29 protein-coding genes are annotated in these 22279 nt (G+C 76.1%); 15 read left to right on the top strand and 14 right to left on the bottom strand.

The genetic code is table 11. The features are described 5' to 3' along the window. Nucleotides 1–4: 4 nt before the first annotated feature. From ACFPK1_RS04545 to ACFPK1_RS04530, 4 genes are read right to left on the bottom strand one after another with little or no spacing between them, the layout of a single operon-like run. The gene (locus ACFPK1_RS04545; RefSeq protein WP_378019717.1) at nucleotides 5–997 is read right to left on the bottom strand and encodes a glycosyltransferase family 9 protein; all 993 of its coding nucleotides are present in this window, start codon (nucleotides 995–997) and stop codon (nucleotides 5–7) included. Next, complete coding sequence (locus ACFPK1_RS04540; protein ID WP_378019716.1) at nucleotides 979–2139, bottom strand: glycosyltransferase family 4 protein; 1161 nt, start codon at nucleotides 2137–2139, stop codon at nucleotides 979–981. Before ACFPK1_RS04540 ends, ACFPK1_RS04545 begins: the two co-directional genes overlap by 19 nt. Before the next feature lie 25 nt (nucleotides 2140–2164). Continuing rightward, a complete protein-coding gene (locus ACFPK1_RS04535; RefSeq protein ID WP_378019715.1) occupies nucleotides 2165–2512 on the bottom strand; it encodes a hypothetical protein in 348 nt (115 codons plus the stop codon). Continuing rightward, nucleotides 2512–3372: an MBL fold metallo-hydrolase gene (locus ACFPK1_RS04530; RefSeq protein WP_378019714.1), complete on the bottom strand. Its 861-nt coding sequence runs from the start codon at nucleotides 3370–3372 to the stop codon at nucleotides 2512–2514. The genes ACFPK1_RS04535 and ACFPK1_RS04530 overlap by 1 nt, the downstream gene beginning before the upstream one ends. Nucleotides 3373–3410: 38 nt before the next feature. Here ACFPK1_RS04530 and ACFPK1_RS04525 point away from each other — a divergent pair, with 38 nt between their 5' ends. From ACFPK1_RS04525 to ACFPK1_RS04515, 3 genes are read left to right on the top strand one after another with little or no spacing between them, the layout of a single operon-like run. Then, nucleotides 3411–4481: a glycosyltransferase family 9 protein gene (locus tag ACFPK1_RS04525; RefSeq protein ID WP_378019713.1), complete on the top strand. Its 1071-nt coding sequence runs from the start codon at nucleotides 3411–3413 to the stop codon at nucleotides 4479–4481. Then, entirely contained in the window at nucleotides 4481–4798 is a 318-nt protein-coding gene (locus ACFPK1_RS04520; protein WP_378019712.1) for a hypothetical protein, read from the top strand. The genes ACFPK1_RS04525 and ACFPK1_RS04520 overlap by 1 nt, the downstream gene beginning before the upstream one ends. Before the next feature lie 17 nt (nucleotides 4799–4815). Continuing rightward, nucleotides 4816–5262: a DUF2267 domain-containing protein gene (locus ACFPK1_RS04515; RefSeq protein ID WP_378019711.1), complete on the top strand. Its 447-nt coding sequence runs from the start codon at nucleotides 4816–4818 to the stop codon at nucleotides 5260–5262. A 52-nt stretch (nucleotides 5263–5314) separates the two neighbouring features. Here the strand turns inward: ACFPK1_RS04515 and ACFPK1_RS04510 are convergent, their stop codons facing one another. Next, nucleotides 5315–6715 carry an aldehyde dehydrogenase family protein gene (locus tag ACFPK1_RS04510; protein WP_378019710.1) on the bottom strand — a complete coding sequence of 467 codons (1401 nt, stop codon included), beginning with the start codon at nucleotides 6713–6715 and terminating at the stop codon, nucleotides 5315–5317. A 71-nt stretch (nucleotides 6716–6786) separates the two neighbouring features. On the opposite strand from ACFPK1_RS04510, the gene ACFPK1_RS04505 reads away from it, so the two are divergent. The 4 genes from ACFPK1_RS04505 (at nucleotide 6787) to ACFPK1_RS04490 (ending at nucleotide 9084) form a co-directional block, all read left to right on the top strand. Continuing rightward, nucleotides 6787–7533, top strand: a complete 747-nt coding sequence (locus tag ACFPK1_RS04505) for an SDR family oxidoreductase (protein ID WP_378019709.1) — start codon at nucleotides 6787–6789, stop codon at nucleotides 7531–7533. 82 nt (nucleotides 7534–7615) lie between these two features. After that, nucleotides 7616–8041 carry a MerR family transcriptional regulator gene (locus ACFPK1_RS04500; RefSeq protein ID WP_378019708.1) on the top strand — a complete coding sequence of 142 codons (426 nt, stop codon included), beginning with the start codon at nucleotides 7616–7618 and terminating at the stop codon, nucleotides 8039–8041. Nucleotides 8042–8129: 88 nt separating this feature from the next. Continuing rightward, nucleotides 8130–8519 carry a hypothetical protein gene (locus ACFPK1_RS04495; RefSeq protein ID WP_378019707.1) on the top strand — a complete coding sequence of 130 codons (390 nt, stop codon included), beginning with the start codon at nucleotides 8130–8132 and terminating at the stop codon, nucleotides 8517–8519. 175 nt (nucleotides 8520–8694) lie between these two features. Further along, nucleotides 8695–9084 carry a hypothetical protein gene (locus ACFPK1_RS04490; protein ID WP_378019706.1) on the top strand — a complete coding sequence of 130 codons (390 nt, stop codon included), beginning with the start codon at nucleotides 8695–8697 and terminating at the stop codon, nucleotides 9082–9084. Here ACFPK1_RS04490 and ACFPK1_RS04485 read toward each other — a convergent pair. The 4 genes from ACFPK1_RS04485 to ACFPK1_RS04470 are packed head-to-tail and all read right to left on the bottom strand — an operon-like array spanning nucleotide 9075 to nucleotide 11725. Beyond that, on the bottom strand, nucleotides 9075–9767 hold the full coding sequence (locus ACFPK1_RS04485) for a CPBP family intramembrane glutamic endopeptidase (protein ID WP_378019705.1): 693 nt from the start codon (nucleotides 9765–9767) through the stop codon (nucleotides 9075–9077). The two genes, ACFPK1_RS04490 and ACFPK1_RS04485, sit on opposite strands and share 10 nt — an antisense overlap. After that, nucleotides 9760–10164 (bottom strand): ChaB family protein, encoded by a 405-nt coding sequence (locus tag ACFPK1_RS04480; RefSeq protein WP_378019704.1) that lies wholly within the window; start codon nucleotides 10162–10164, stop codon nucleotides 9760–9762. Before ACFPK1_RS04480 ends, ACFPK1_RS04485 begins: the two co-directional genes overlap by 8 nt. A 17-nt stretch (nucleotides 10165–10181) precedes the next feature. Further along, a complete protein-coding gene (locus ACFPK1_RS04475) occupies nucleotides 10182–10928 on the bottom strand; it encodes an HAD-IIA family hydrolase (RefSeq protein WP_378020258.1) in 747 nt (248 codons plus the stop codon). 35 nt (nucleotides 10929–10963) lie between these two features. Beyond that, on the bottom strand, nucleotides 10964–11725 hold the full coding sequence (locus tag ACFPK1_RS04470) for a dienelactone hydrolase family protein (RefSeq protein WP_378019703.1): 762 nt from the start codon (nucleotides 11723–11725) through the stop codon (nucleotides 10964–10966). Nucleotides 11726–11756: 31 nt separating this feature from the next. On the opposite strand from ACFPK1_RS04470, the gene ACFPK1_RS04465 reads away from it, so the two are divergent. The 5 genes from ACFPK1_RS04465 (at nucleotide 11757) to ACFPK1_RS04445 (ending at nucleotide 15247) form a co-directional block, all read left to right on the top strand. Continuing rightward, nucleotides 11757–12536, top strand: a complete 780-nt coding sequence (locus tag ACFPK1_RS04465; protein WP_378019702.1) for an enoyl-CoA hydratase/isomerase family protein — start codon at nucleotides 11757–11759, stop codon at nucleotides 12534–12536. A gap of 70 nt (nucleotides 12537–12606) precedes the next feature. Next, nucleotides 12607–13023, top strand: a complete 417-nt coding sequence (locus ACFPK1_RS04460; protein ID WP_378019701.1) for an organic hydroperoxide resistance protein — start codon at nucleotides 12607–12609, stop codon at nucleotides 13021–13023. A gap of 2 nt (nucleotides 13024–13025) precedes the next feature. After that, complete coding sequence (locus ACFPK1_RS04455) at nucleotides 13026–13994, top strand: alpha/beta hydrolase (RefSeq protein ID WP_378019700.1); 969 nt, start codon at nucleotides 13026–13028, stop codon at nucleotides 13992–13994. A 60-nt stretch (nucleotides 13995–14054) separates the two neighbouring features. After that, a complete protein-coding gene (locus ACFPK1_RS04450; protein ID WP_378019699.1) occupies nucleotides 14055–14687 on the top strand; it encodes a hypothetical protein in 633 nt (210 codons plus the stop codon). Then, nucleotides 14624–15247: a copper resistance CopC family protein gene (locus tag ACFPK1_RS04445; RefSeq protein WP_378019698.1), complete on the top strand. Its 624-nt coding sequence runs from the start codon at nucleotides 14624–14626 to the stop codon at nucleotides 15245–15247. Before ACFPK1_RS04450 ends, ACFPK1_RS04445 begins: the two co-directional genes overlap by 64 nt. A gap of 79 nt (nucleotides 15248–15326) precedes the next feature. Here the strand turns inward: ACFPK1_RS04445 and ACFPK1_RS04440 are convergent, their stop codons facing one another. Further along, complete coding sequence (locus tag ACFPK1_RS04440; RefSeq protein WP_378019697.1) at nucleotides 15327–15767, bottom strand: L,D-transpeptidase; 441 nt, start codon at nucleotides 15765–15767, stop codon at nucleotides 15327–15329. 252 nt (nucleotides 15768–16019) lie between these two features. Then, on the bottom strand, nucleotides 16020–16538 hold the full coding sequence (locus tag ACFPK1_RS04435) for an O-acetyl-ADP-ribose deacetylase (protein ID WP_378020257.1): 519 nt from the start codon (nucleotides 16536–16538) through the stop codon (nucleotides 16020–16022). A 57-nt stretch (nucleotides 16539–16595) separates the two neighbouring features. Here ACFPK1_RS04435 and ACFPK1_RS04430 point away from each other — a divergent pair, with 57 nt between their 5' ends. After that, nucleotides 16596–17045, top strand: a complete 450-nt coding sequence (locus tag ACFPK1_RS04430) for an SRPBCC family protein (protein WP_378019696.1) — start codon at nucleotides 16596–16598, stop codon at nucleotides 17043–17045. A gap of 41 nt (nucleotides 17046–17086) precedes the next feature. On the opposite strand, the gene ACFPK1_RS04425 is transcribed toward ACFPK1_RS04430, so the two are convergent. Both ACFPK1_RS04425 and ACFPK1_RS04420 read right to left on the bottom strand, forming a co-directional pair. Beyond that, nucleotides 17087–17794, bottom strand: coding sequence for an RluA family pseudouridine synthase (locus ACFPK1_RS04425; protein WP_378019695.1), 708 nt, complete (start codon nucleotides 17792–17794; stop codon nucleotides 17087–17089). Continuing rightward, entirely contained in the window at nucleotides 17791–18972 is a 1182-nt protein-coding gene (locus tag ACFPK1_RS04420) for an isochorismate synthase (protein ID WP_378019694.1), read from the bottom strand. Before ACFPK1_RS04420 ends, ACFPK1_RS04425 begins: the two co-directional genes overlap by 4 nt. 164 nt (nucleotides 18973–19136) lie before the next feature. On the opposite strand from ACFPK1_RS04420, the gene ACFPK1_RS04415 reads away from it, so the two are divergent. Both ACFPK1_RS04415 and ACFPK1_RS04410 read left to right on the top strand, forming a co-directional pair. Then, nucleotides 19137–20489, top strand: a complete 1353-nt coding sequence (locus ACFPK1_RS04415) for a cytochrome P450 (RefSeq protein ID WP_378019693.1) — start codon at nucleotides 19137–19139, stop codon at nucleotides 20487–20489. 92 nt (nucleotides 20490–20581) lie between these two features. Further along, nucleotides 20582–20977: a VOC family protein gene (locus ACFPK1_RS04410; RefSeq protein WP_378019692.1), complete on the top strand. Its 396-nt coding sequence runs from the start codon at nucleotides 20582–20584 to the stop codon at nucleotides 20975–20977. Here ACFPK1_RS04410 and ACFPK1_RS04405 read toward each other — a convergent pair. Further along, a complete protein-coding gene (locus ACFPK1_RS04405; protein WP_378019691.1) occupies nucleotides 20908–22230 on the bottom strand; it encodes an FAD-dependent oxidoreductase in 1323 nt (440 codons plus the stop codon). The genes ACFPK1_RS04410 and ACFPK1_RS04405 overlap by 70 nt on opposite strands. Between the last annotated feature and the right edge of the window lie 49 nt (nucleotides 22231–22279).

Raw genomic sequence — 22279 nt, 5'->3', positions numbered from 1 at the left:
GTTTCTACCCGCCCGCGAGGACCTGCCCACGGACACGGTCGACGGGGAGATCGAGCAGACACGCGGGCTCGGTCGCGAGCGGGCAGCGCGCCTCCCACCAGCAGACCTGCTCGGTGATCGCGGTCGGCTCCCGGTGCGGGCACTCGGGCAGGCCCTGCAGGTTGGTGCCCTCCTCGAGGCCGTAGCGCGACGCGGCGGTGGGCCCGAAGAGGGCGACGGTGCGCGTGCCGACCGCCGCGGCGAGGCGCACCGGGCCGGTGTCGGGGCCGACGACGACGCCGCCGGCCTCGCCGGCCGCGGCGAACCGGGCGGCGAGGCCGCGCAGGTCGGTGGGCGGGAGCTCGGCGGCGCCGTCGACCGGACCGACCGAGAGCACCGGGCCGGGCAGGCTCGCGGCGAGCGCGGCCCAGCGGCGCGCGGGCCAGCGCTTGACGGCCATGCCGGCGTCGGGGACGAGGACGGTCGGCGTGTCGCGCGAGCGAGCGCGTGGCGTTTCGGACGTTGAGTGTCTGCGACGCCACGCCGCTGACACGAGCGCCTCGCGTCCGGCGCAGCGTTCGTCGTCGGTGAGCACGACGCGCGGCGGCCGGATGCGCTCGGGGATGACGCCCTCGGCGGCGAGGATCCGCTGGTAGCGCTCGCCCACCAACTCGTCGGCCGGCGGGCGGCGCCAGAGGTTCGCGACGGCCCGGGTGCCGCGTGCCGCGGCGTCGGCCTCCACCAGGTCGCCGATGCCCTCGAAGCGTGTCGTCGTCACCACGAGGTCCGGGGCGAGGTCGGCGAGGGCCTGCTCGACCGCGGCGCGCTCGTCGTGCTTCTCGGCCGTCCGCACCGCGGTGACGGCGGGGTCGTGGGCGAGCAGCGGGGCGCCGGGCGCGTGGGTCAGCACGGTGAGCTCGGCGCCCGGGTGCGCCTCGGCCAGCGCGTGGACGCTCGGCAGCACCATGATCAGGTCCCCGAGGCCGCCCAGGAGGTCGATCAGGAGGATCCGGCGCACGCCTGCTCCAGCACCTCGCGGTAGGTCGCCACGTGCGACGCCGCGAGCGCGTCCCAGTCGTGGCCCCGGACCAGCGCGTGCCCGCCGGCCGCGACCCGCCCGCGCAGGTCGTCGTCGTCCAGCAGCCGGCGCAGCCCCTGCTCGAGGACGTCGACGTCGCGCACCTCGGGGGCGACGACCACCGTCTCGCCGTCGACGAGGTCCGGGTCGGCGGGCGCGTCGGAGCGCCGCGTGATCAGCGTCGGCAACCCGTGGTCGAGCGCCGCGAGCAGGGCGCCGCTCTTGAGCGTCGCGCCGGCGGTGAAGGGGAACGCGGCGACGTCGGCGGCCTGCAGCGCGGCGGAGACCTCGGGGGCGGGACGGTGCCCGGTGATCGTCACGCGGTCCTGCGCGCCGGCGGCGGCGACGTGCGCGGTCAGCTCGTCGCGGAAGGCCGCGGCCTCGTCGGCGGGCAGGGCGAGCGAGGTGAACCCGCCGAGGACGAGCAGGTGCAGCGCCGGGTGCTCCCCGGCGAGGCGCGCGACCGCGTCGACGAGGTAGCGCAGCCCCTTCACCGGGTGCACGAAGCCGAAGAACACGACCAGCTCGGCGTCGGCGGGCACGCCGAGCGCGCGGCGGGTGGCGGCGCGGTCGGGGGCGGTCGGGTCGACCTCCACGTTCGGCAGCAGCGGGGCCCGCCCGGCCTCCACCCCGCAGCGCTGCCGCAGCGTCGCCGCGTGGTCGCCGTTGGTCGTCAGCACCGCGGCGCTGCGCGGGACGAGCCGGCCGGTCTCGCGGTCGGCGAGGCGGCGGCGCTCGAGGAACGTCCACACCCCCTCGGGCACCTTCGGCGCGACCGACCACCAGCCGTACTCGTGCAGCGTCGTCACCAGCGGCATCCCCGCGAGGTCGCCGAGCAGCCCGGGCGCGCCGGAGAACCCGAACGCCGACGGGGCGAACTGCACGTGCGCGACGTCGGCGCGGCTCGCCCGCAGGTAGCGCGCGGCGCGCAGCAGCCCGAGCGGGCCGGGGTCGACGGGGACGTCGACGACGTCGACGCCCCGGCGGTCGAGCGCCGCGGCGAGGTGGACCGTGTAGTCGGCGACGCCGTCGTGCGCGGGGTCGGCGCGCCCGTGCACGAGCGCGACGCGGAGGGGTGTCACCGGGCGCCGGTACCCGATCCGCCCCTCACCAGAACCCGACGCGCATCCCCACGGGCCAGTACGCGTCGAGCGGCGGCTCCTGTTCGTTCACCAGGACCTCGAACCAGGTGTAGCCGTACTCGTGCGGGTCGGCGGCGAGGGTGAACACGAAGCGCAGGACGACGTCGCCGCCCTCGGCGCGCGACGCGGGGACCTCGAGCGTCACCAGCTCGAACCCGCCGCGGTGCGGCCCGAACCCGTCGTGCAGCCAGCCGCGCAGGAACCGCAGCGCCCGCGCGACGAGGTCCGCGCGCGCCGCCACCGCCCGCTGCGCCACGGCGAGCCGGCCCTCGTCGGCGAGCACCTCGACGCCGTCCGGGGTCTCCCAGCGCATCAGCCCTCCGCGGCGACGTAGATCGAGCAGGCGTCGAAGACGGCCTCGCGCACCGGGTCGTCGTCGCAGTCGCGGGCCGGGCGCAGGACGGCGTCGCCGGCGCGCAGTCGGGCGAACGCGTCGGCGACCTCGCGCACGTACCGGCCCTCGGCGACCCCGCGGCCGAAGTGCGCCATGAGCACCAGCGCGACGTCGAGCTCGGCGAGCCGCGCGGTGGAGGCCGCGAACGCCGCGAGGTCGGACTCGGGCGCCTGCGCGTAGACCGGACCGGTGTTGACGGTGTCGCCCGCGAACAGCAGGCCGTCGCGCTCGTCGAGGAAGCAGACCGAGTCGGGGGTGTGGCCCGGGGTGTGCAGCACGCGCAGGGTGCGCCCGCCGAGGTCGACGACGTCGCCGTCGACCATCAGGTCGGGCTCGGGGCCGGGCGACGGGTGCCACGTGGCGTCGACGTCGGGCGGCAGCGGGCGCGGGTCGGAGTCGGCGGAGAGGAGGTGGAAGAACTCGTGGTCCAGGGCCCGGTACCGCTGCGCCGCGGCGAGCATCCGGCGGGCGTGGCCGAGGTAGCGGGTGCGGTCGGCGGATTCGGCGCCCGCGCGCAGCTCGGCGACGCCCGCGGGGTGGATCGCGACCCGGTCGAACTCGGCGTCGCCGCCGACGTGGTCGAAGTGCGCGTGGGTGTGCACGACGTCGATCGGCCGGTCGGTGAGCGCCGCCACGGCCGGGCGGATCGGGGCGATCCCGAGCCCGCTGTCGACGAGCACCGCGCGGTCGCGCCCGGCGACCAGCCAGGAGTTGACGTGCCCCGGCTCGGCGACCAGCCACACGTCGCGGGCGACGGGCCGCGTGTGGAACCAGCTCACGGGGGTGAGCCTGCCAGCAGGTCCGGGTACTCGCGGCCGTGCAGGTCGATCTCCGCCACCCCGCCGCGCACCGCCCGGGCCACGGCGACCCGGAGTGGCGCGCGATGCGCCGCATCCTGGTCGTGCGCCCCGACAACGTCGGCGACGTCCTCATGACCGGACCGGTGTTCCGCGCGCTGCGTGCCGCCGCGCCGACGGCGCACCTCGACCTGCTCGCCTCCCCCGCCGGCGCGGCCGCCGCCGCCCTGCTGCCCGAGATCGACGGCGTCGTCACCGCGTCGGTGTCGTGGCAGCAGCTCGACCTCGTGCCGGGCGCGGACCCGGACGCCGCGCTGGTCGACGATCTCGCCGCCAGGGGCTACGACGCCGCGATCGTCCTCACGTCGTTCTCGCAGTCGCCGTGGCCCGCCGCCGAGGTGGTCCGGCGGGCGGGGGTGCCGGTGCGCGCCGGCCTGTCCAAGGAGTTCGGCGGCGGGCTGCTGACGCACTGGGTGCCCTCGCCCCCCGACGAGGAGCACCAGGTCGACCGGATGCTCGGGCTGCTCGCGGCCGTCGGGGTGCCCTCGCGGGGTGCCGCGCTGGCGGTTCGCGTCCCGGACGACGCGGCGACCCCGCTCGCGGTGGTGGGCACGCGCTACGCCGTCGTGGCGCCGGGCGCGAGCTGCCCGTCGCGCCGCTGGCCCGCGGAGCGGTTCGCCGCGGTCGTCCGGGGGCTCGCCGCGGACGGGCTGACGGTGGTGGTCAGCGGCACCGAGCGCGAGCCCGAGCTCGTCGACGCGGTCGCCGGCGACGTGGGTGTGGCGCTGGCGGGCGGGCTCGGGCTCGGGGACCTCGCGGCGCTGCTGGCGGGCGCCGAGGTCGTCGTCGCCAACAACTCCGGCGGCGTGCACCTGGCCGACGCCGTCGGCGCGCCGGTCGTCGAGCTGTTCGCCGGCACCGAGACCGTCGACCAGTACCGGCCCCGCTCCACCCGCGCCGAGGTGCTGACCCGCCCCGTGTCGTGCGCGCCGTGCCGCCAGCTCGTGTGCCCGTTCGGTCAGGAGTGCCTGGCGATCGGTCCCGACGAGGTGCTCGCCGCGGCGCGGCGGCTGCGCACGGTGGCGGTGTGATGGTCGAGCGCACCGACGACGGGCGCTGGATCGTCGTCGACGGACGGAAGTGGCGGGCGACCGATCCGCTGATCCCCGAGGACGAGGCCGCCGTCCTGCGCCGCTGGCTGATGGCCGCCCGGCGGGACGTCGGCACCGCGAAGAAGGCGAGCGACGAGGACGCCGAGAAGGCGGCGCGGGCCCGGGTGCACGCCGCGAAGACCGCGCTGGGCGAGCGGGGCCCGGCCTGGTGGGAGCAGCCGGACGACGACCGCCGGGCGCGCTGGAGCGAGGGGCTGCGCCGCGCCGAGCAGGAGGGGTTTGACGGGGCGGGGTGAACGGGTGCCCAGAGCCCATGACGACACCGCCGATCCAGGGTGACGAGAACCCGAACGACCCGAACCCCGCGAACTCCAGCCAGACGCTCGCCGCCTTCAGCGGCCAGGTGCAGCGCCGTCTCGGGCTGGAGCAGCCGTCCGAGGCCGAGGTGCTCGTGCGCAGCACGCTCAACGAGTTCGGCAAGACGATCTCGAGCGGTCTCGCGCAGGAGCTGACGATCAGCCTGCCGCCGGAGCTCTCGGCCGAGCTGCGCGCCCAGCGACCGAAGGACGACGCCGCCCGCGCGATCGGCAAGGACGCGTTCGTCGACGCGGTCAGCGGGCACGTGACGTCCGTCGACGCCGAGAAGGTCGAGCAGCAGGTCGAGCAGGTCCTGCGCCTGCTGCGCGAGTGGCTGCCCGAGGACCAGGTCGACCGCACCCTCGAGCAGCTCCCCGGCGACCTCGTGGCCCTGATGCGCTGAAGGATGTGAGCGAACTTCGGGGCTATAGCCCCGAAGTTCGCTCACATCGGCGCTACGGCAGCGGGGACCAGTGGACCACCTTGGTGGTGGTCATCTCGTCGAGGAGCTCCGGTCCGTAGCCGAACCCCGTGCCCGACGTGCCGCGGGGCTGGGCGGCGCCGCCCGGGGCGCCGCCGAACACCGCGTTGATCTTCACGGTGCCGACGGGGAGCTCGCGCCACGCCTGCTGGGCGTGGGCCATGTTTCCGGTGAGCACGGTGGCGGCGAGCCCGTGCGGGTCGTCGACCGCCTCGGCGAGGCCCTGCGCGAAGTCCTCGACGACGCGCACCGCCGCCACCGGACCGAACGTCTCCTCGCGCAGGATCGACATCGCCGGGGTCAGCCCGGAGAGCACCGTGGCCGGGTAGAACGCGCCCTCGCCCTCGGGAACGTACCCGCCCGCGTGCACGGTGGCGCCGTCGGCGATCGCGGCGGCGACGTGGCTGTGGACGTGCTCGCGGTGCCGGCGGTCGACCACCGGCCCGAGCGCCTTCTCCCCGGCTGCCGCGGGCCGGTAGACCCAGCGCGCGGCCTCCTCGGCCAGGGCGTCGAGGAACGGCTCGGCCACCGCGGCGGCGACGTAGATGCGCTCGACGGACACGCAGACCTGCCCGCCGTTGGCGTACGACCCGAGTGCCGCCTGCTCGGCGGCCCAGCGCGGGTCGACGTCGGCGTCGACCACCAGCGGGTCGTTGCCGCCGTTCTCGAGCAGGACGTGCGCGCCGGTGCCCGCCGCGGCCTGGCGGATGGCCTGGCCCGCGGCGATCGAGCCCACGTGGGCGATGAGGTCGACGTCGTGGTGCCCGGCGAGCGCCGCCCCGGTCGGCCCGGCCCCGTCGACGATCTCGAGGACGCCCTCGGGCAGGAACGACGCGACGAGCTCGGCGAAGCGGCGCCCGAGGTGCGGGCAGCGCTCGCTGGGCTTGTGCACGACGGTGTTGCCCGTGACGAGCGCCGCGCCGACGAGGCCCGCGGCGACGGCGACCGGGTCGTTCCACGGCGTGATCACCGCGGCGACCCCGCGGGGCTCGGGGACCATGAGGTCGGTCGCCGACCACGACCCCTGCAGCGAGCGGCCGCGATGCACCGGGCCCAGCTCGGCGTACTGCTCCAACGTGCCGGCGGCCGCGAGCACCCCGCCGAGCCCGTCGTCGTAGGGCCGCCCGGTCTCGGTCTCGTTGAGCCGCGCGAGCTCCTCGGCCACGGCCCGCACCGCGCCCGCCGCGTCGCGGACGAGCCCCGCGCGGTCGCCGGCCGGCGTGCGCGCCCAGCCGTCGCGGGCGGCGCGCGCCCGGCCGACGGCCGCGTCGACCTCGTCGGAGCTCGCCGGCCGGACGCGCCCGACGAGCTCGCCGGTGGCCGGGTCGTGGACCTCGATGTCGGTGGCCGTGTCGTCGACGGTGGCTGTGCTCATGGGGCCGGGGGTTCCACCTCGAGCTCCCGGGTACGCATGCTGCTGATCGACGTCGATGTGGGGGAGGACGCGTGACGGGTGCACTCGAGGGCACGACGGCGGTGGTCACCGGCGCGTCGAGCGGGATCGGCGCGGCGACGGCCCGGGCGCTGGCCGGTCAAGGCGCGCGGGTGGCGCTGCTGGCCCGGCGCCGCGACAGGCTCGAAGCCCTCGCCGGCGAGCTCGGCGAGCGCGCGGCGGTGTTCGAGGTCGACGTCACCGACGACGCCGCGGTCGCGACGACCATGGCGGCCGTGGTCCGCGAGCTCGGCGCGATCGACGTGCTCGTCAACGACGCGGGGTACGGCTCGATGGTCCCGGCCCTCGAGGCCGACCTCGCCGAGTGGCGGACCATGGTCGACGTCAACGTCAACGGCGTGCTGCTCACCACCCACGCCGCCCTGCCGCACCTCGTCGAGGCCGCGCAGGGCCCGCGGGGCGTCGCGGACGTCGTGACGATCTCGTCGGTGGCCGGCCGCAAGGTCGCCTCGCCGGGGGCGGGGGTCTACGCCGCGACCAAGCACGCGGTGAACGCGTTCTCCGAGGCGCTGCGCCAGGAGCTGGCCGCCCGCCACGTGCGCGTGGGGCTGGTGGAGCCCGGTCTCGTGCGCAGCGAGATGACCGAGCACAGCGGCGCCGCCGCCGACGCCGAGGAGCGCTTCGCGCTCGGTCTCATGGAGCCCGAGGACATCGCCGACGCCGTGGTCTACATGGTGACCCGCCCGCGGCGCACGGCGGTCAACGAGATGCTCGTGCGACCGACCGAGCAGACGCGTTAGCGAACGAGGGGTGAGACAGCCCGCCGGGTGGCACGCGCCCGGGTAGGTTCCCGGGCCCGGACCGCGGCCGAGGGAGGAGAGCGTGGCCCTCGACCGTCTCGACGATCCCGACCACCCCGTCTACTCCATGGGTCAGGCCGCGGAGCTCCTCGGGGTGACGCCGGCCTTCCTGCGCAGCCTCGACGCGTCGGGGTTGCTCCGTCCGGGCCGGTCGGACGGGGGACACCGGCGCTACTCGCGGCGCCAGCTCGACCGGGTCGTCGAGCTCCGCCGCCTGTCCGAGCAGGGCCACACCCTGGCGAGCGCGGCCGAGATCCTCGACCTGCGCGCCGACCTCGACGGCGAGCGCGCCCGGCACGCGGCCACGACCCGCGAGCGGGACGAGGCCGTCCGGGACCGTGACACCGCCCTCGGGGAGCGTGACACCGCCCGTCGCGAGCGCGATCGCGCCCGCGACGAGAGGGACGGCGCGCGCCGCGCGGGCCACGGTGACGGCGACCAGAACTAGGTGTTGACCCTCCGAAAACCTCTATCTAGAGTTGGAGATATCCGGCTCACAGTGTCGACGCCCTGGGTGACGGGAGGAGGTGTTCGCCGTGCCGGCCGACGTGCTCGATGCCCCTCGGGACGAGGTCGCCGACGCCGGGCCACCCGGCCGTGGCGGGGAGCCGTCCGCGGAGCCCCTGCGCCTGGACCGCGACCCGGACGCCGCGGACCAGGCCGTCGTCGACGCCGAGTTCGTCGCCATCGTCCTGTGCGAGCGTCCCTGGGGTGAGGACCTGCCCTCGCCCTGCCCGCCGCCGCCCGCGGCCGTGACCGGCGCTCGCCGCGATCCTCCGCCGCGCGACCGGCGGGTGCGCCCCGGGCCGCCGGACGGCCCGGTCCCGGCGGTCGGTGCGACCCCTCAGGTCCGGCGACGAGCCGGCCCCGGCCCCCGATCGCCTCCGCCGCGCTCGACCCCGGTCACCGATCCGACGAGGAGGTGAGCACCGAGCGCGGATTCCCTCCGGGAGGTCACCGGACCTCCCGCTCCATCTCCGACCGACTCGGCCCGGGGCCGAGCGGGACGACCGACGAGCGGCCGGACGCCGCGTCGATCGACAGGACAGGGTCGTCCCCGCTCGGCCCCGGGCCCTCGTACGCGCGACGGGAGGACCCGCCATGGGCCTGCAGCGGGTGTGGATCGAGACCCTCGACGGCGGGCTGGTGCGCGCCGATCAGGTCGTCGAGGTCCGCGCGCACCAGACCGCGGCGTTCTCGGGCAAGCCGGCTCGCTGGCTGGTCGACGTCGTGCTGCCGGTCGGGCAGGGCGCCGGCACGGCAGGGCAGTGGAACCTCGGGGCGTGCCACCGCACGCTGGTCCAGACCGCCGACGAGCCCGAGGGCGCCGCGGCCCGGCTGGTCCGCCTGCTGTGGCAGCTCGACGAGAGCGACGCCGCCGGGATCGTCTCCCTCCGGCGGACCCCGGACGGCCTCCACCTCGGGGTCCGACCCTTCGGGTCGTCGGCGCCGCCGATCACGGAGCCGTCCCCGGTCTCCGCTCAGACCTGAGACCCGACGGCGAGCACCAGCACGAACGAGATGAGGTTGAACGTCGCGTGCGCGGCCGCCGGCGGCCAGATGGAGCCGGTGCGCTCGTAGAGCAGCGCGTTCACGACGCCCAGGACGAACGCCGCCGCGAACACCACGTTGAGCCCGTGCGCGAGCGCGAAGACCGCGGCGGTGACCACGACCCCGAACACGCGCCCGACCCGGCGCAGCACGCCGTAGACCAGGCCGCGGAACAGCAGTTCCTCGCCGAGCGGGACGAGGAGCCCACCGATGACGATGACGAGCGCCGCCGCCACGGGCCCGCTGAACAGCGTCAGCGCCTCCTGCGGGTCGGACCGGTCGCCGGTGACCACGACGTAGACGACGATCAGGACCCGCGACACCAGCCACACGAGCACGCCCAGGCCGACGCCGAGCGCGACCCCGCGCAGGGTCGGCCGCACCAGCCCGACGGCCGCCGGCGTGCGGACCCGCAGCACCAGGGCGATCGCCACCGCACCGAACGCCGACGCCGCCGAGACGCCCACCAGCACGGGCGCCGGCGGCGTGCCCTCCGCGAGCAGTCCGACCGCGACGAACAGCGCGAGCTGCAGCGCCACGTAGGAGACCGCGCCGACGACGAGCTCGATCCAGCCGAGCGCCGGCCGCGGGGCGGGGGGCGCGAGGACGGGCTGTTCAGTCACCCCGCGCCTTGCGGGTCTCCCGGTCGTTCGCCTTCTGCACGGCGTCGACGAGCTCGTCCTTGTCCATCGTCGAGCGCCCCTCGACGCCGAGCTGCTGGGCGCGCTCGTAGAGGTGCTCCTTGCTGGCGTTGGCGTCCACGCCCCCGGCGCTCTCGCCGCTCGGGTCCTGCCCGCCACTGCGCGCGCGCGAGTCGGACGGGCCCTTCTCCTCCTTGGGCTCCCAGTGGTCGCCGACCTTCTCGTGCGTGTGCTTCAACGCCGAGTACGCCGTGCGGCTGGCCCGCTCGCCCTTGCCGTAGGTCCCCTCCGCGGATTCCTTGGCCTCGGCGTACGTCTTGCGCGCGCTCTCCGGAGAGCGCTGCAGCGTGGACGGCAGGTCCTCGAAGTCTTCGGGCATGCCCACCGAGTACCCGGTCAGCCCCGCACCCCTACCTCGAGGTCGGCGACGCTCTGCACCACCTGCTGCGGGCGGTACGGGAAACGGTCCATCTCGGCCGGGTCGGTGACACCGGAGAGCACGAGGATCGTGTGCAGCCCGGCCTCCATCCCCGCGACCATGTCGGTGTCCATCCGGTCGCCGATCATCGCGGTCGTCTCGGAGTGCGCGCCGATGGTGTTGAGGCCCGCCCGGATCATCAGCGGATTGGGCTTGCCGACGAAGTACGGGTTGCGCCGCGTCGCGTGCGTGATGAGCGCGGCGACGGACCCGGCGGCGGGCAGCGTCCCTTCCGGCGACGGCCCGGTCGCGTCGGGGTTGGTGACGATGTAGCGCGCGCCGCCCTCGATCAGCCGGATCGCGCGGGTGATCGCCTCGAACGAGTAGGTGCGGGTCTCGCCGATGACGACGTAGTCGGGATCCCGGTCGGTGAGGATGTAGCCGACGTCGTGCAGCGCGGTCGTCAGCCCGGCCTCGCCGACGACGAACGCGCTGCCGCCCGGGCGCTGGTCGACCAGGAACTGCGCGGTGGCGAGCGCGGAGGTCCACAGGTTCTCGGCGGGGATGTCGATGCCGCTCGCGTGCAGGCGGGCCTGCAGGTCGCGCGGTGTGTAGATGGAGTTGTTGGTCAGCACGAGGAAACGCTTGCCGGCCTCGTCGAGCCGGCGGATGAACTCGTCGGCGCCGGGCAGCGCGTTCTCCTCGTGGACGAGCACCCCGTCCATGTCGATGAGGTAGCTCTCGAGCGGGTCGTCGGTGGTCACGCCGCCTCCTGGCGCAGGTGGGTGTCGAAGAACCGCAGGATGCGCCCCCACGCGTCCTCCGCGGACTCCCGGTGCAGGCCGAGCCCGAACACGGCGAGCGGTGCCGGCATCGGCTCGAGGAAGCTGTGGTTCGCGTCCGGGTAGGTGTGCACGTCGTGCTCCACGCCCAGCGCGGTCAGCGCCGCCTCGAGACGCTCGGGGTGCCCGCGCAGCGACGGGTCCCTGCCGCCGAAGCTCGCGACCACCGGGCAGATGCCGGCGAGCGCGCGCTCGGCGTCCTCGGGCACCCGCCCGTAGTTCGGGGCCGCGGCGGCGTAGTCGTGGCGGGCCGCGGAGATCAGCGCGAACCCGCCGCCCTGGCAGAAGCCGATGACGCCGACCCGCCCCGTGCAGTCCTCGCGGCCGGCGAGCCAGGTGCGCGCGGCCTCGATGTCGTCGAAGACGGGGCCCGTGCCGGTCGTCATCGACCTCATCGTCGAGGCGATGCAGCGGGGGCCGCCGCCGCGCGCGGTGTAGAGCGCGGGCGCCACGGACAGGTAGCCCGCCGCGGCCAGGCGCTCGGTGTGCTCGCGCAGGGTGCCGCGCAGGCCGAAGGCGTCCTGCAGGACGACCACGCCCGGGAACGGGCCGTCGCCGACCGGCGGCACGGCCAGGAATGCGGCTTGGTGGCTGCCCGCGGACGCGGGGATGTGCAGGTCGGGCACGGCGACGTCCTCGATGATCTCGGCCGGTGCTGGCGCGCCCGAGCGTGGCAGCATCCCCGAGGCCGTGCGCGACGAGGGAGTGCTGATGAGTGAGCCCGAACGGATCCGGGTCGAGCAGGAGGCCGGGGTGTGCCGGCTGGTGCTGGCGAGCCCGGAGCGCCACAACGCGGTCGACCACGCGTTCGGGCGGCAGTTCCTCGCGGCGCTCACCGGGCCCGCGCGGGAGGCTCGCTGCGTCGAGATCGTCGCCGAGGGCGCGAACTTCTGCGTCGGCGGCGACATCTCCGGCTTCGCCGCCGAGCCCGACCGCAGCCTCACCGAGCTCGCCGACGCGATCCACGCCGGCGAGCGCGCGCTGCTCGACCTCGCGGCGCCGGTCGTCGTCGCCGTCAACGGCTGGGCGGCGGGCATCGGGCTCTCGCTCGCGCTGTGCGGGGACGTCATCCTGCTCGGCGCGGGCGCCCGGCTGCGCCCGGCGTACACCGCGATCGGGCTGACCCCCGACGGCGGCATGACCGCGACGCTGCCGGCGGCGGTCGGGCGGGCGCGGGCCATGGAGATGTTCCTGACCAACAGCCCGATGGGGGCCGCCGAGGCGCTCGGGGCCGGGCTGGCGTCCCGGGTCGTCGACGACGACGCCCTGCGCCTCGCCGCCGACGGCGTCGCCGAGCAGATCGCCGCCGGGCCGCCCGCCGCGCTCGCCGCGACCAAGCGGCTCGTCCGGCAGGCGGGCGGCGTGCTGAGCGACGCGCACCTCGACGCCGAGGCGGCGAGCATCGGTGAGCGCGGGTCCTCCCCCGAGGGGCGCGAGGGCATCGCGGCGTTCCTGGAGAAGCGGGCGCCGGCATGGCCTGCGGCCACGTGAGTGATCCGGGTCGCCCCGACGACCCATTTCACTCACGTGGCCGGAGCCCATGGCGGGTACGCCCGGTCGTATGGACATCAAGTACACCGCCGAGGCCGTGTCGTCGGGCGACGCCCGCAACGGTCACGTGCGCAGCTCGGACGGCGTCATCGACCAGGCCATGACCATGCCGAAGGAGCTCGGCGGGCCGGGTGGGGGCACCAACCCCGAGCAGCTGTTCGCCGCCGGGTACGCCGCGTGCTTCCACCAGGCGCTCAAGCTCGCGGGCGGGCAGTCCGACGTCGACGTGAACTCGACCAGCGTCGAGGCGAGGGTCGGTCTCGGCCCGGACGCCGAGAGCTTCGGGCTGCAGGTGTGGATCACCGCGACGGTGCCGGGCACCGACCAGGAGACCGCGGACCGACTCGTCGCCCGCGCGCACGAGCTCTGCCCGTACTCGAAGGCCACCCGCGGCAACATCGGCGTGGAGGTCACCGCCAAGGTGTGAGGGTGCGTCTCCCCCTCTCCCTGCGTGCCGTGGGCGCCGTCCGCCGTCGTCTCGGCGGGTCGGTGGCCCACCTCGATCCCGCGGACGTCCCCGCCGCCCGGGCCGCCGTGCTGCGTCTGCAGCACGGCGCGCTCGGCCGGGCGATCATCGGGACCCCGCCGCGCGACGTCGTCGTCGAGGAGACGGCGCTGCCGACGGCCGCGGTGCCCGGCGGGCTGACGGTGCGCGTCTACCGGCCGCCGTCGTGCGACGCACCGGCGCCCGTGGTCGTGAACTTCCACGGCGGCGGGTTCGTGCAGGGCGACCTCGACCAGTCCGAGTGGTCCTGCGCGCACGTGGCCCGAGCCGCGTCGGCGGTCGTCGTCTCGGTCGACTACCGGCTGGCGCCCGAGCACCGGTTCCCCGTGCCCGCGCAGGACTGCTACGACGCCGTCGCCGCGCTCGCCGCCGACCCCGGCCGCTTCGGCATCGACCCCGCGCGGCTCGCGGTGATGGGCGACAGCGCCGGCGGCAACCTCGCCACCGTGGTGTGCCTCATGGCCCGCGACCGGCGCCGGGAGGGGCGGGACGCGCCGGCGATCGCCGCGCAGGCGCTCGTCTACCCGGGCGTGGAGATGGTGGACGTGCTGCCCTCGGAGCGCGAGATCCCGGTCGCCCCGATCCTGTCCGCCGCCGACATCCGGGGGTTCCACGCGCTCTACCTCGGCGACGCCGACGGCCGGGTGCCCTACGCCTCGCCGCTGCGCGCCGACCTGGCCGGGCTCCCGCCGGCGCTCGTGCAGACCGCCGACCACGACCCGCTGCGCGACCACGGCGAGCGCTACGTGGAGGCGCTCGACGCCGCCGACGTCCCGGTGCGCCACACCCGCTACCTCGGCGCCGCGCACGGCTACGTCGCCACCGGCGGGCTGACCCCGCGGACCTCCCTGCAGGCGGTCGCCGAGATCGCGGCGTTCCTGCGCGCCATGTGAGCGAACTCCGGGGCCACAGCCCCGGAGCTCGCCCACACAGCAGGGCTACCGTGGAGGCCCGTGACACCTGACCGAGCGACGCCGGCGCGTGCCGCGCTGCTCGGTACCGGCGCCGCGGTCCTCGGCGTCGCGGCGCACGGGGAGGCCGGTGGCGCGGTCGCGGCCGGCCCGGCCGCGCTCGCCGTGGGTGTCGCGATCACGCTCGCCACGGCGGTGCTCGGTGCGCGCCCGCGTCCGGCCGCGCTCCTCGCGACCGTCCTCGCCGGCGGGCAGGTCGCCCTCCACCTCGCGCTGTCCGCCGGCGCCCACGGCCACCACGCCGGCCACGCCGCCCCGGACACCCACGGTCCGGGCATGCTCGTCGCGCACCTGGCGGTCGCCGTCCTCGTCGCCGGCGGCATCGCCCGCGCCGACCGCTCGCTCGCCCGCGCCGCGCGCCGGGCCGTCCGGACCTGGTGGGGCCGGCTGCTCGCCGGACCACCCCCGCGGTCGGCGCACGACCCGGTCCTCCCGCCCCGCCCGGCCCGCGCCAGCCGCGAGCGCCGGGCCGCCGTCACGCTCCACCCGCGCCGGGGTCCCCCGTCGCCGCGCTCCACCGCGACGACTCCCCGACACGGAAGGACCCCTCCATGCCCACATCGCGGACCCCGTCCGCCCGCACCCGCCCGCGCGGCGTCCTCGCCGCGCTCCTGACCGGCCTGCTCGCCCTGTCCGCCCTGCTGTTCACGGCCGGCACGGCGAGCGCCCACGACGTCGTCACCGGCAGCGACCCGGCCGACGGCTCGACCGTCGCCACGGCGCCGACACAGGTGTCGGTGACCTTCAGCGACGAGCCGCAGGGCCAGCTGTCCACGCTCACCGTGGTCGGCCCCGACGGCACCCACCACGAGCAGGGCCAGGCCGCGACGCAGGGCAACGTTGTCTCGGTGCCCGTGGGCCCGCTGCCGCAGGCCGGGACCTACGAGGTCGGCTACCGGATCATCTCGAGCGACGGCCACCCGACCAGCGGCTCGGTCTCGTTCGAGCTGACGACGCCCTCGGCCCCGGCCGGGACCGCGGCCGCCGCGCCCGCGGACCCCGCGGCGCCGTCGGACCACTCGGCCCACGGCGGCCAGCCGACCGCCCCGCCGTCACCGGCCGCCGCGGCCGGTCCCGACGGCGGGAGCGGCGGCGTGCCCGCCTGGGTGTTCGTGGTGATCGCCGTGGTCGTCGTCGGCGGCGCGGTCGCCCTCGTGCTGCGCCGCCGCGCCTAGCACCCCCGGAGAGCCGGACGGGCGAGGGGCACCCCCCTCGGATGCCCCTCGCCCGCCGCGATCAGCCGGGCCGATCCCGCTACTCGACGATCTGCACCCGGTCGTTCGGGTTGAGGTGCTCGAAGAAGCGCTTCGCGTCGTCCGGGCCGAGGCGCACGCAGCCCGCCGACTGGCGGTCGGTGCTGCCGCCGTGGAACGCCCGGCCCTCGTTGTCGAAGAACACCGCGTACGGCATCGGCGAGCCCTCGTACTCCTGGCTCACGTGGTGGCGTTCCTTGCGCTGGATGATGTAGTCACCGGTCGGGGTCTCGTAGCCCTCGGCCCCGTGGCTGTTCTTCACCGGGCCGTAGACGACGTTGCCCTGGCCGTCGAGCAGCCACGCGCGGTTCTCCGAGAGGTCGACGCACGCCTTGATCCGCGCGTCGGTGCACGGCGTCCCGTCGACCCCGCCGGCGTTGCCCGCCGGCGCCGCGAGCGCGACCCCGCCCAGCTGGAGCGCGCCCAGACCGATCGTGGCCACCGAGACCGCGATCCGTCCGGACGACACCCCGCGCTGCGCCCCCCTGCGATGCCTGCCCGCCATCGACGTCCTGCCCCTCGTTCGCGTCCCGCGGCTCCCACACCGCGCGATCCGAGTGGCACAACGACGTAGTGACGGCGGGGTCACGCACCGTTCACGGTGGTCAGGGGCACGTCACCGGAACCGGTTCGGCGCACAACCACAGTGGGTCTGGAGCGTCATGCCCACGGGGCGTACGACGGGACGGGCATTTCACCCACTCGATTCGTCCGCCCGAGCGAAGGCCTCGTAGACTTCATCGCTGAAGAGGATGAACCTCGCCTCGCGCACCGAACTCACGGTGTCCCGCACCGTGGTCACGGCGATCCGCGCCGCGTCGTCGAGCGGCCACCCGTACACGCCGGCCGACACCGCGGGGAACGCGACGGTCCGCGCGCCGACCTCGTCGGCGACCCGCAGCGACTCGCGGTACGCCGAGGCCAGCAGCTCCGAGCGGTCCTGGGATTTCGCGTACACCGGGCCGACGGTGTGGATCACCCACTGCGCGGGGAGCTCGCCGGCCGTGGTCGCGACGGCCTGGCCGGTCGGCAGGCCGTCGGGCAGCGTGGTGCGCCGCAGCTCCCGGCACGCCTCGAGGATCGCCGGCCCGCCCGCGCGGTGGATGGCACCGTCGACGCCCCCGCCGCCGAGGAGCCCCGAGTTCGCGGCGTTGACGACGGCGTCGACCTCGGCCTTCGTGATGTCGCCGCGGTGCAGGGTGATCTCCGGCATGGCCTGCGGGTACCCCGCGCGCGGACCGCCCACGACCGCCCCTGGGACGATCGCGCGGTGAGCGACACGCGCATCTCGGTGACCGACACCCTCGACGCCCCGGTCGAGCGGGTCTTCGCCCTCCTCGCCGACCCGGACCGCCACCCCGACCTCGACGGCAGCGGCACGGTCCACTCCTCGCACACCCACCTGGCGATCACCGAGGTCGGCGACGTGTTCGTCATCGAGATGGACCACCCCGACCGCGGGCGCTACCGCGTGGAGAACCACGTCGTGGTCTACGAGCCGGACCGCGCGCTGGCGTGGAAGCCCGCGGCGGTCGGCAAGCCGCCCTCGGGGCATGTCTGGGGCTGGGAGCTCGAGCCCGACGGCGACGACCGCACCGTCGTGACGCACTACCACGACTGGGCGGAGGTGACGGATCCCGAACTGCTCGCGCGCATCCGCGAGGTCACGCCGGACGAGATGCGCATGACGATCGGGAACCTGGCGGAGGCGCTCGCCTGACCCATGTGAGCACTTTCCGGCGCTATGGGCCCGGAAAGTGCTCACGTAGCGAGGGGCCCCAGGGCCTCGAAGTCCTCGCCCGGCGGGGCCTCGAGGTCGTGGCGGACGCCGTCAGGGCCCGTGAAGCCCAGACGCCAGGCGTGCAGACCCGTGCGCGTCCCCGGGTTCTTCGTGAACAGCGGGTCGCCGACGAGCGCGTGGCCGATCCAGGCGAGGTGCACGCGGATCTGGTGGCGGCGCCCCGTCGTCGGGGTCACCGCCAGCAGCGTGCGGTCGTCGCCGGTGCGCAGGACCTCGAAGGTGGTCGTCGACGGGTAGGTGTCGCCGGGCAGGACGGCGTCGGCGGGTACCGACCACCGGCCGTCCGTACAGGTGATCGCCTCGCGCGGCGCGGCGATGCGCACCCGGTTCTTGCGGCCCACCGACAGCGGGAGCTCGATCGTGCCCCGCTCGGGCAGCCCGGTGCCCGTGGCGACGGCGAGGTAGGTCTTGGCGACGGTGCGGTCGGCGAACTGGCGGGTGAGGTCGCCGTGCGCCTCCAGGCGGCGGGCGAACAGCACGATCCCCGAGGTCACCTTGTCGATGCGGTGCGCGGGCCAGAGCTTCTCGCCGGCGTCGGCGGCGAGGCGGACGAGGTCGGTGTCGTGGCGCTCGCCCATCACCGACCAGCCCGCCGGCTTGTCGAGGACGAGCAGGTCGTCGTCGCGCAGCAGCTCGCGGCCAGCGCGGACCTCGTCCCAGGTGCTCACGCCTCGTCGAGCCCCAGCGCGTCGAGCAGGGTGCGCAGCTTGACCCCGGTCTCGGCGAGCTCGTCGGCCGGGCGCGAGGCGGGCACGATGCCGGCACCGGCCCACAGCCGGACCCGGTCGGCCTGCACCTCGCCGCAGCGCAGCGCCATGACCCACTCGCCGTCGCCGCGCGCGTCGGTCCAGCCGACGGCGCCGGTGTAGAAGCCGCGGTCGAACGGCTCGATCTCGGTGATCGCGGCGTGCGCGGCGGGCCGCGGCACCCCGCAGACCGCGGGCGTCGGGTGCAGCGCCTGCGCGAGGTGCAGCGCCGACGCGTCGGGGTCGGTGGCGCGCGCCCGCACGGTGGTGGACAGGTGCCACAGGGTCGGGGTGCGCACCAGCGACGGCTGGTCGGGCACCTCGAGGTCGTCGACGAGGGGGCGCAGGCGCCGGGCGACGTCGGCGACGACGAGCGCGTGCTCGTGGCGGTCCTTGTCGGAGGCGAGCAGGGCCTCGCCGCGCCGGCGGTCCTCGTCGGGGTCGGGCGAGCGCGCCGCGGATCCCGCGAGGGGGTTCGCGCTCACGGTGCTCCCGCGCCGGGAGAGCAGCAGCTCCGGGCTGGCGCCGAGCAGGGTGCGCGGGGCGCCCGGGTGCTCGGGCGGCAGGTCGACCGCGAACAGGTAGCTGCGCGGGTCGCGGCGGGCGAGCTCGCGCAGCATCGGCACGGGGTCGACCGGCCCGTCGGCGACGACCTCGAGCGCGCGGGCGAGCACGACCTTGTCCAGCCCGCCGGACGCCATCCGCCTCAGCGCCTCGGCGACCATCGCCTCGTAGACGTCCGGGGCGGGGACCGGGTGCGCCGTGGCGGCCACGGGACTGCGGCCCGGGCCGGCGACGAGGACCGCGCCGAGGGGGTCCGCGCGCTCGACGTGCTCGGGGACGACGAGGTGGGCGGGCGCGGCCGGGTCGAAGGGCAGGGCGCCGACGGCCAGCGCGGGGCCGCCGCGCACGTCGCGCAGGTGCGCCAGCACCGCGTCGGCGTCACCGGACGGCAGGCGCGTGCGGGCGCCGCGGGTGAGCAGCGCGCCCTGCGGGCCCGAGAACCAGGAACCGCCGCCCGGCGTCCAGGAGCGGAGCAGCCGCACCGGGTCGGCGACGGCGCCGAGCGGCGCGCGCGTCGCCGGGCTGGTGCTCGTCACTCCCGCTCCCCCTCGTATCGGGCCGCTCGCACGCCATCGTGGTCCACGCGGCGGGACCACGCCTTCCGGGACGTCGCGGACGCGCACCACCCAATGTCCGCCCGCCGTGACGCCCGGTCCAGCGGCGGGGGGCGTGACGCGCCGCACCGTCATACTCTGGGTATGTGACCACCGACCAGGCGGACACCCGCCGCGCGCCGTCACCCCTGCCGCGCTGGCGGGCCGACCTCCGCCTGGGCAGCCGCATCGCCGTGATGCGCGCCGGCGGGCTGGCGCTGGCCCTGCGCGGCGACCCCGTCGCGCGGCTCATGCACCGCCCGTGGCGCCTCGACCCGTACCCGACCTACGCGCGCCTGCGCGCCGACGCCGCGGGGCAGGGCGGCGTCGCCCGCAGCCGCACCGGCATCCGCGCGGTGGCTTCGCACGAGGCGTGCACCGCGGTGCTGCGCGACCGCCGCTTCGGGGTCCGGCTGGCCGACGGGCGGATGCCGTTCGACCCGACCGACGACGCGAGCACCGGCGGGGACCCGACGGACCCCGAGGCCGCCCTGCTCGAGCCGATCGACCTCTCCCTGCTCGGCCTCGACGCGCCCGACCACACGCGGCTGCGGCGCCTCGCGCAGCCGACGTTCGCGCCGCGGCGCCTCGAGCAGTACCGCGAGACCGCCCGCACCGTCACCGGCCGCCTGCTCGACGCCGCCCCCACCGACGGGCCGTTCGACCTGGTCAGCACGCTCGCCGCGCCGCTGCCGATCAGCGTGATCTCCGAGCTGCTCGCGATACCGGACGTCGACACGCCCCGCTTCGCGCAGTGGGGCCGGGTCGTGGGCGCGGCGCTCGACGGGGTGCGATCGGTGCGCCACGCGCACGCGCTCTCCCGCGCCACCGCCGACCTGCGCCTGCTGTTCGCCGACCTCGTCGAGCGCCGCCGCGCCGACCCCGGCGAGGACGTCATCTCCCAGCTCGTGCACGCGCTCGACGAGGAGACCCTCACCCTCGACGAGCTCGTCTCGCTCGCCCAGCTCCTGCTGATCGCCGGGTTCGAGACCACCACCAACCTCGTCGGCAACGCCGTGCGCGCCCTGCACGCGAGCGGGACGTGGGACGACCTGGTCGCCGACCCGGGGCTCGCCGCCGGGGCGATCGAGGAGACCCTGCGCTTCGACCCGCCGGTGCAGCTCACGGCGCGGTTCGCGCACTCCGATGTCGAGCTCGGCGAGCGGACGGTGCGCCGGGACACCGGCGTGCTCGTGCTGCTGGCGAGCGCGGGCCGCGACCCGGCCGTGCACCCCGACCCCGACCGCTTCGACCCGCGCCGCGAGCAGACCGTCGCCCACCTGGCGTTCTCCGGCGGCGCGCACTACTGCCTCGGCGCCGCCCTCGCGCGCATGGAGGGCGAGGTCGCGCTGGAGATGCTCGCGCAGCGCCTGCCCCGCCTGCGCCCGGCCGGGCGGTTCGTGCCCCGCGTCGCGACGGTGCTGCGCGGGCCCCGGCGCTTCGGGGTCCGCGCGGACTGAACCCGCCGCGGCGTTGCCGCGAACGGGTATCTCGTGCGCATAGAAGCAGCGAACGCCACGTTCGCTGCGTCCCTCACCCCGGAGGAACCCCCGTGCCCGAGCTGCCCTCGATCTCCCACGTCGCGCTGTCGGTGACCGACCTCGCGACCAGCCAGCCCTGGTACGAGCGGCTGTTCGGCGTCGAGCCGGCGATGACGCTGTCGGACGGGCCCTTCGAGCGGAAGGTGTTCGCGCTGGCCGGCGGGCAGCTGTTCGGTCTCACCGCGCACGACGGGGCGCGCTCGGGCGACAGGTTCGACGTCGTGGCCCCGGGTCTCGACCACGTCGGCTTCGCGTGCGCCGACCGGCCCGCGGTCGCCGCGTGGCAGACCCACCTCGACCAGATCGGCGTGCCGCACAGCGGCGTCGTCGAGGCCGACTACGGCTGGGCGCTGTCCTTCACCGACCCCGACGGGAACGCGCTGGAGTTCTTCGCGCTCGCCTCCTGACCGCCCCCGGCAGGAGATCGCCGCGCCCACGCGGGCGCGCGCTCGGGCAGGAACCCGATGCCGACCAGGTAGGCCGGCACGACCTGCAGCGCCGGCACCTTCTGCAGCAGCCGCACGGGCAGCGGCAGCCGCCCGACGCCCAGCCCGCCCCCGCGCAGCACGTTGCGCACCACCACGCGGTGCGCGATGCGCTGGGCGGTCTGGGTGGCGACGGTCGGGACGGTGCGCCGGCGCTGCACCCGCGCGGCGGCGGCGTCGACGGCCGCGGGGTCGGGGTCGGCGGCGGCGAGCACCGGGCCGAGCAGGCGCGCGGCCGCCACCGCGTCCTGCACGGCGAGGTTGATGCCGACCCCGCCGACCGGCGACATCGCGTGCGCCGCGTCGCCGATGCAGAGCAGCCCCGGCGCCGCCCACGTCCGCAGCCGGTTCAGCGTGACCCGCAGGAGCTTGACGTCGTCCCAGGTCCGCAGGGCGTCGACCCGGTCGCCGAGCCAGGGTGTCGCTCGGGTCAGTTCGTCGCGCAGCGCCTGCACCGGCCCGCGCCGGGCCTCGGCGTCCGTGCCGCGGGCGATGAGGTAGGCGACCTGGTAGTGGTCGCCCCGGTCGATCATGACGATCATCCGGCCGTCGTCCGAGAGCCGCCCGAGCCCGCCGGCCGGGTCGTCCTCCTCGCGCGGCAGCCGGAACCACCACACGTCCATCGGCACGGCGAAGTCGCGCTGCGGCAGGCCGGAGAGCTCGCGGACCCGGGAGTCACGCCCGTCGCACGCGACGACCAGGTCGGCGGCCAGCTCGTTCCCGTCGCCCCAGCGCACGCCGGTGACGCGGCCGCCGCGCCGCACGAGGTCGGTGACCTCCGCGTCGCGGACCAGCGTGAACGTCGGCTCCTCCTCGCCCGCGGCGGCGAGCATGTCGAGCAGGTGCCACTGCGGGACCATGGCGACGAAGGGATGGGGCACCCCGAGACGACCGAGGCGCGTCAGGTCCCCGATCCGCGCCGGCCCGGCGTCGAGGACGACCTGCACCGTGTCGATCGGCTTCCACGGCAGCGCCGCGAACCGGTCCCAGAGCCCGAGCTCGTCGATGAGGGTCATCGTCGACGGGTGGACGGTGTCGCCGCGGAAGTCGCGCAGGAAGTCCCCGTGCTTCTCCAGCACCGTCACCTCGACGCCGGCCCGCGCGAGCACCAGACCCAGCACGATCCCCGCCGGCCCGCCACCCACCACCGCGCACGTCGTCCGCTGCTGTGTCACGCCCCGAGCATCCCGCGGAACCGGGCGCCCACGACAGCGTCCGATGCAC

It is taken from the genome of Actinomycetospora rhizophila (assembly GCF_042657905.1).
Classification (GTDB): domain Bacteria; phylum Actinomycetota; class Actinomycetes; order Mycobacteriales; family Pseudonocardiaceae; genus Actinomycetospora; species Actinomycetospora rhizophila.
This window is presented reverse-complemented; position numbering and strand designations above follow the sequence as displayed.

Excerpts from the sequence above, each read along its gene's own strand:
- ACFPK1_RS04535 (WP_378019715.1), bottom strand. The coding sequence starts at position 2,512 with ATGCGCTGGGAGACCCCGGACGGCGTCGAGGTGCTCGCCGACGAGGGC.
- ACFPK1_RS04520 (WP_378019712.1), top strand. The coding sequence starts at position 4,481 with ATGGTCGAGCGCACCGACGACGGGCGCTGGATCGTCGTCGACGGACGG.
- ACFPK1_RS04515 (WP_378019711.1), top strand. The coding sequence starts at position 4,816 with ATGACGACACCGCCGATCCAGGGTGACGAGAACCCGAACGACCCGAAC.
- ACFPK1_RS04510 (WP_378019710.1), bottom strand. The coding sequence starts at position 6,715 with ATGAGCACAGCCACCGTCGACGACACGGCCACCGACATCGAGGTCCAC.
- ACFPK1_RS04490 (WP_378019706.1), top strand. The coding sequence starts at position 8,695 with ATGGGCCTGCAGCGGGTGTGGATCGAGACCCTCGACGGCGGGCTGGTG.
- ACFPK1_RS04480 (WP_378019704.1), bottom strand. The coding sequence starts at position 10,164 with ATGCCCGAAGACTTCGAGGACCTGCCGTCCACGCTGCAGCGCTCTCCG.
- ACFPK1_RS04475 (WP_378020258.1), bottom strand. The coding sequence starts at position 10,928 with ATGGACGGGGTGCTCGTCCACGAGGAGAACGCGCTGCCCGGCGCCGAC.
- ACFPK1_RS04470 (WP_378019703.1), bottom strand. The coding sequence starts at position 11,725 with ATGCTGCCACGCTCGGGCGCGCCAGCACCGGCCGAGATCATCGAGGAC.
- ACFPK1_RS04465 (WP_378019702.1), top strand. The coding sequence starts at position 11,757 with ATGAGTGAGCCCGAACGGATCCGGGTCGAGCAGGAGGCCGGGGTGTGC.
- ACFPK1_RS04460 (WP_378019701.1), top strand. The coding sequence starts at position 12,607 with ATGGACATCAAGTACACCGCCGAGGCCGTGTCGTCGGGCGACGCCCGC.
- ACFPK1_RS04445 (WP_378019698.1), top strand. The coding sequence starts at position 14,624 with ATGCCCACATCGCGGACCCCGTCCGCCCGCACCCGCCCGCGCGGCGTC.
- ACFPK1_RS04435 (WP_378020257.1), bottom strand. The coding sequence starts at position 16,538 with ATGCCGGAGATCACCCTGCACCGCGGCGACATCACGAAGGCCGAGGTC.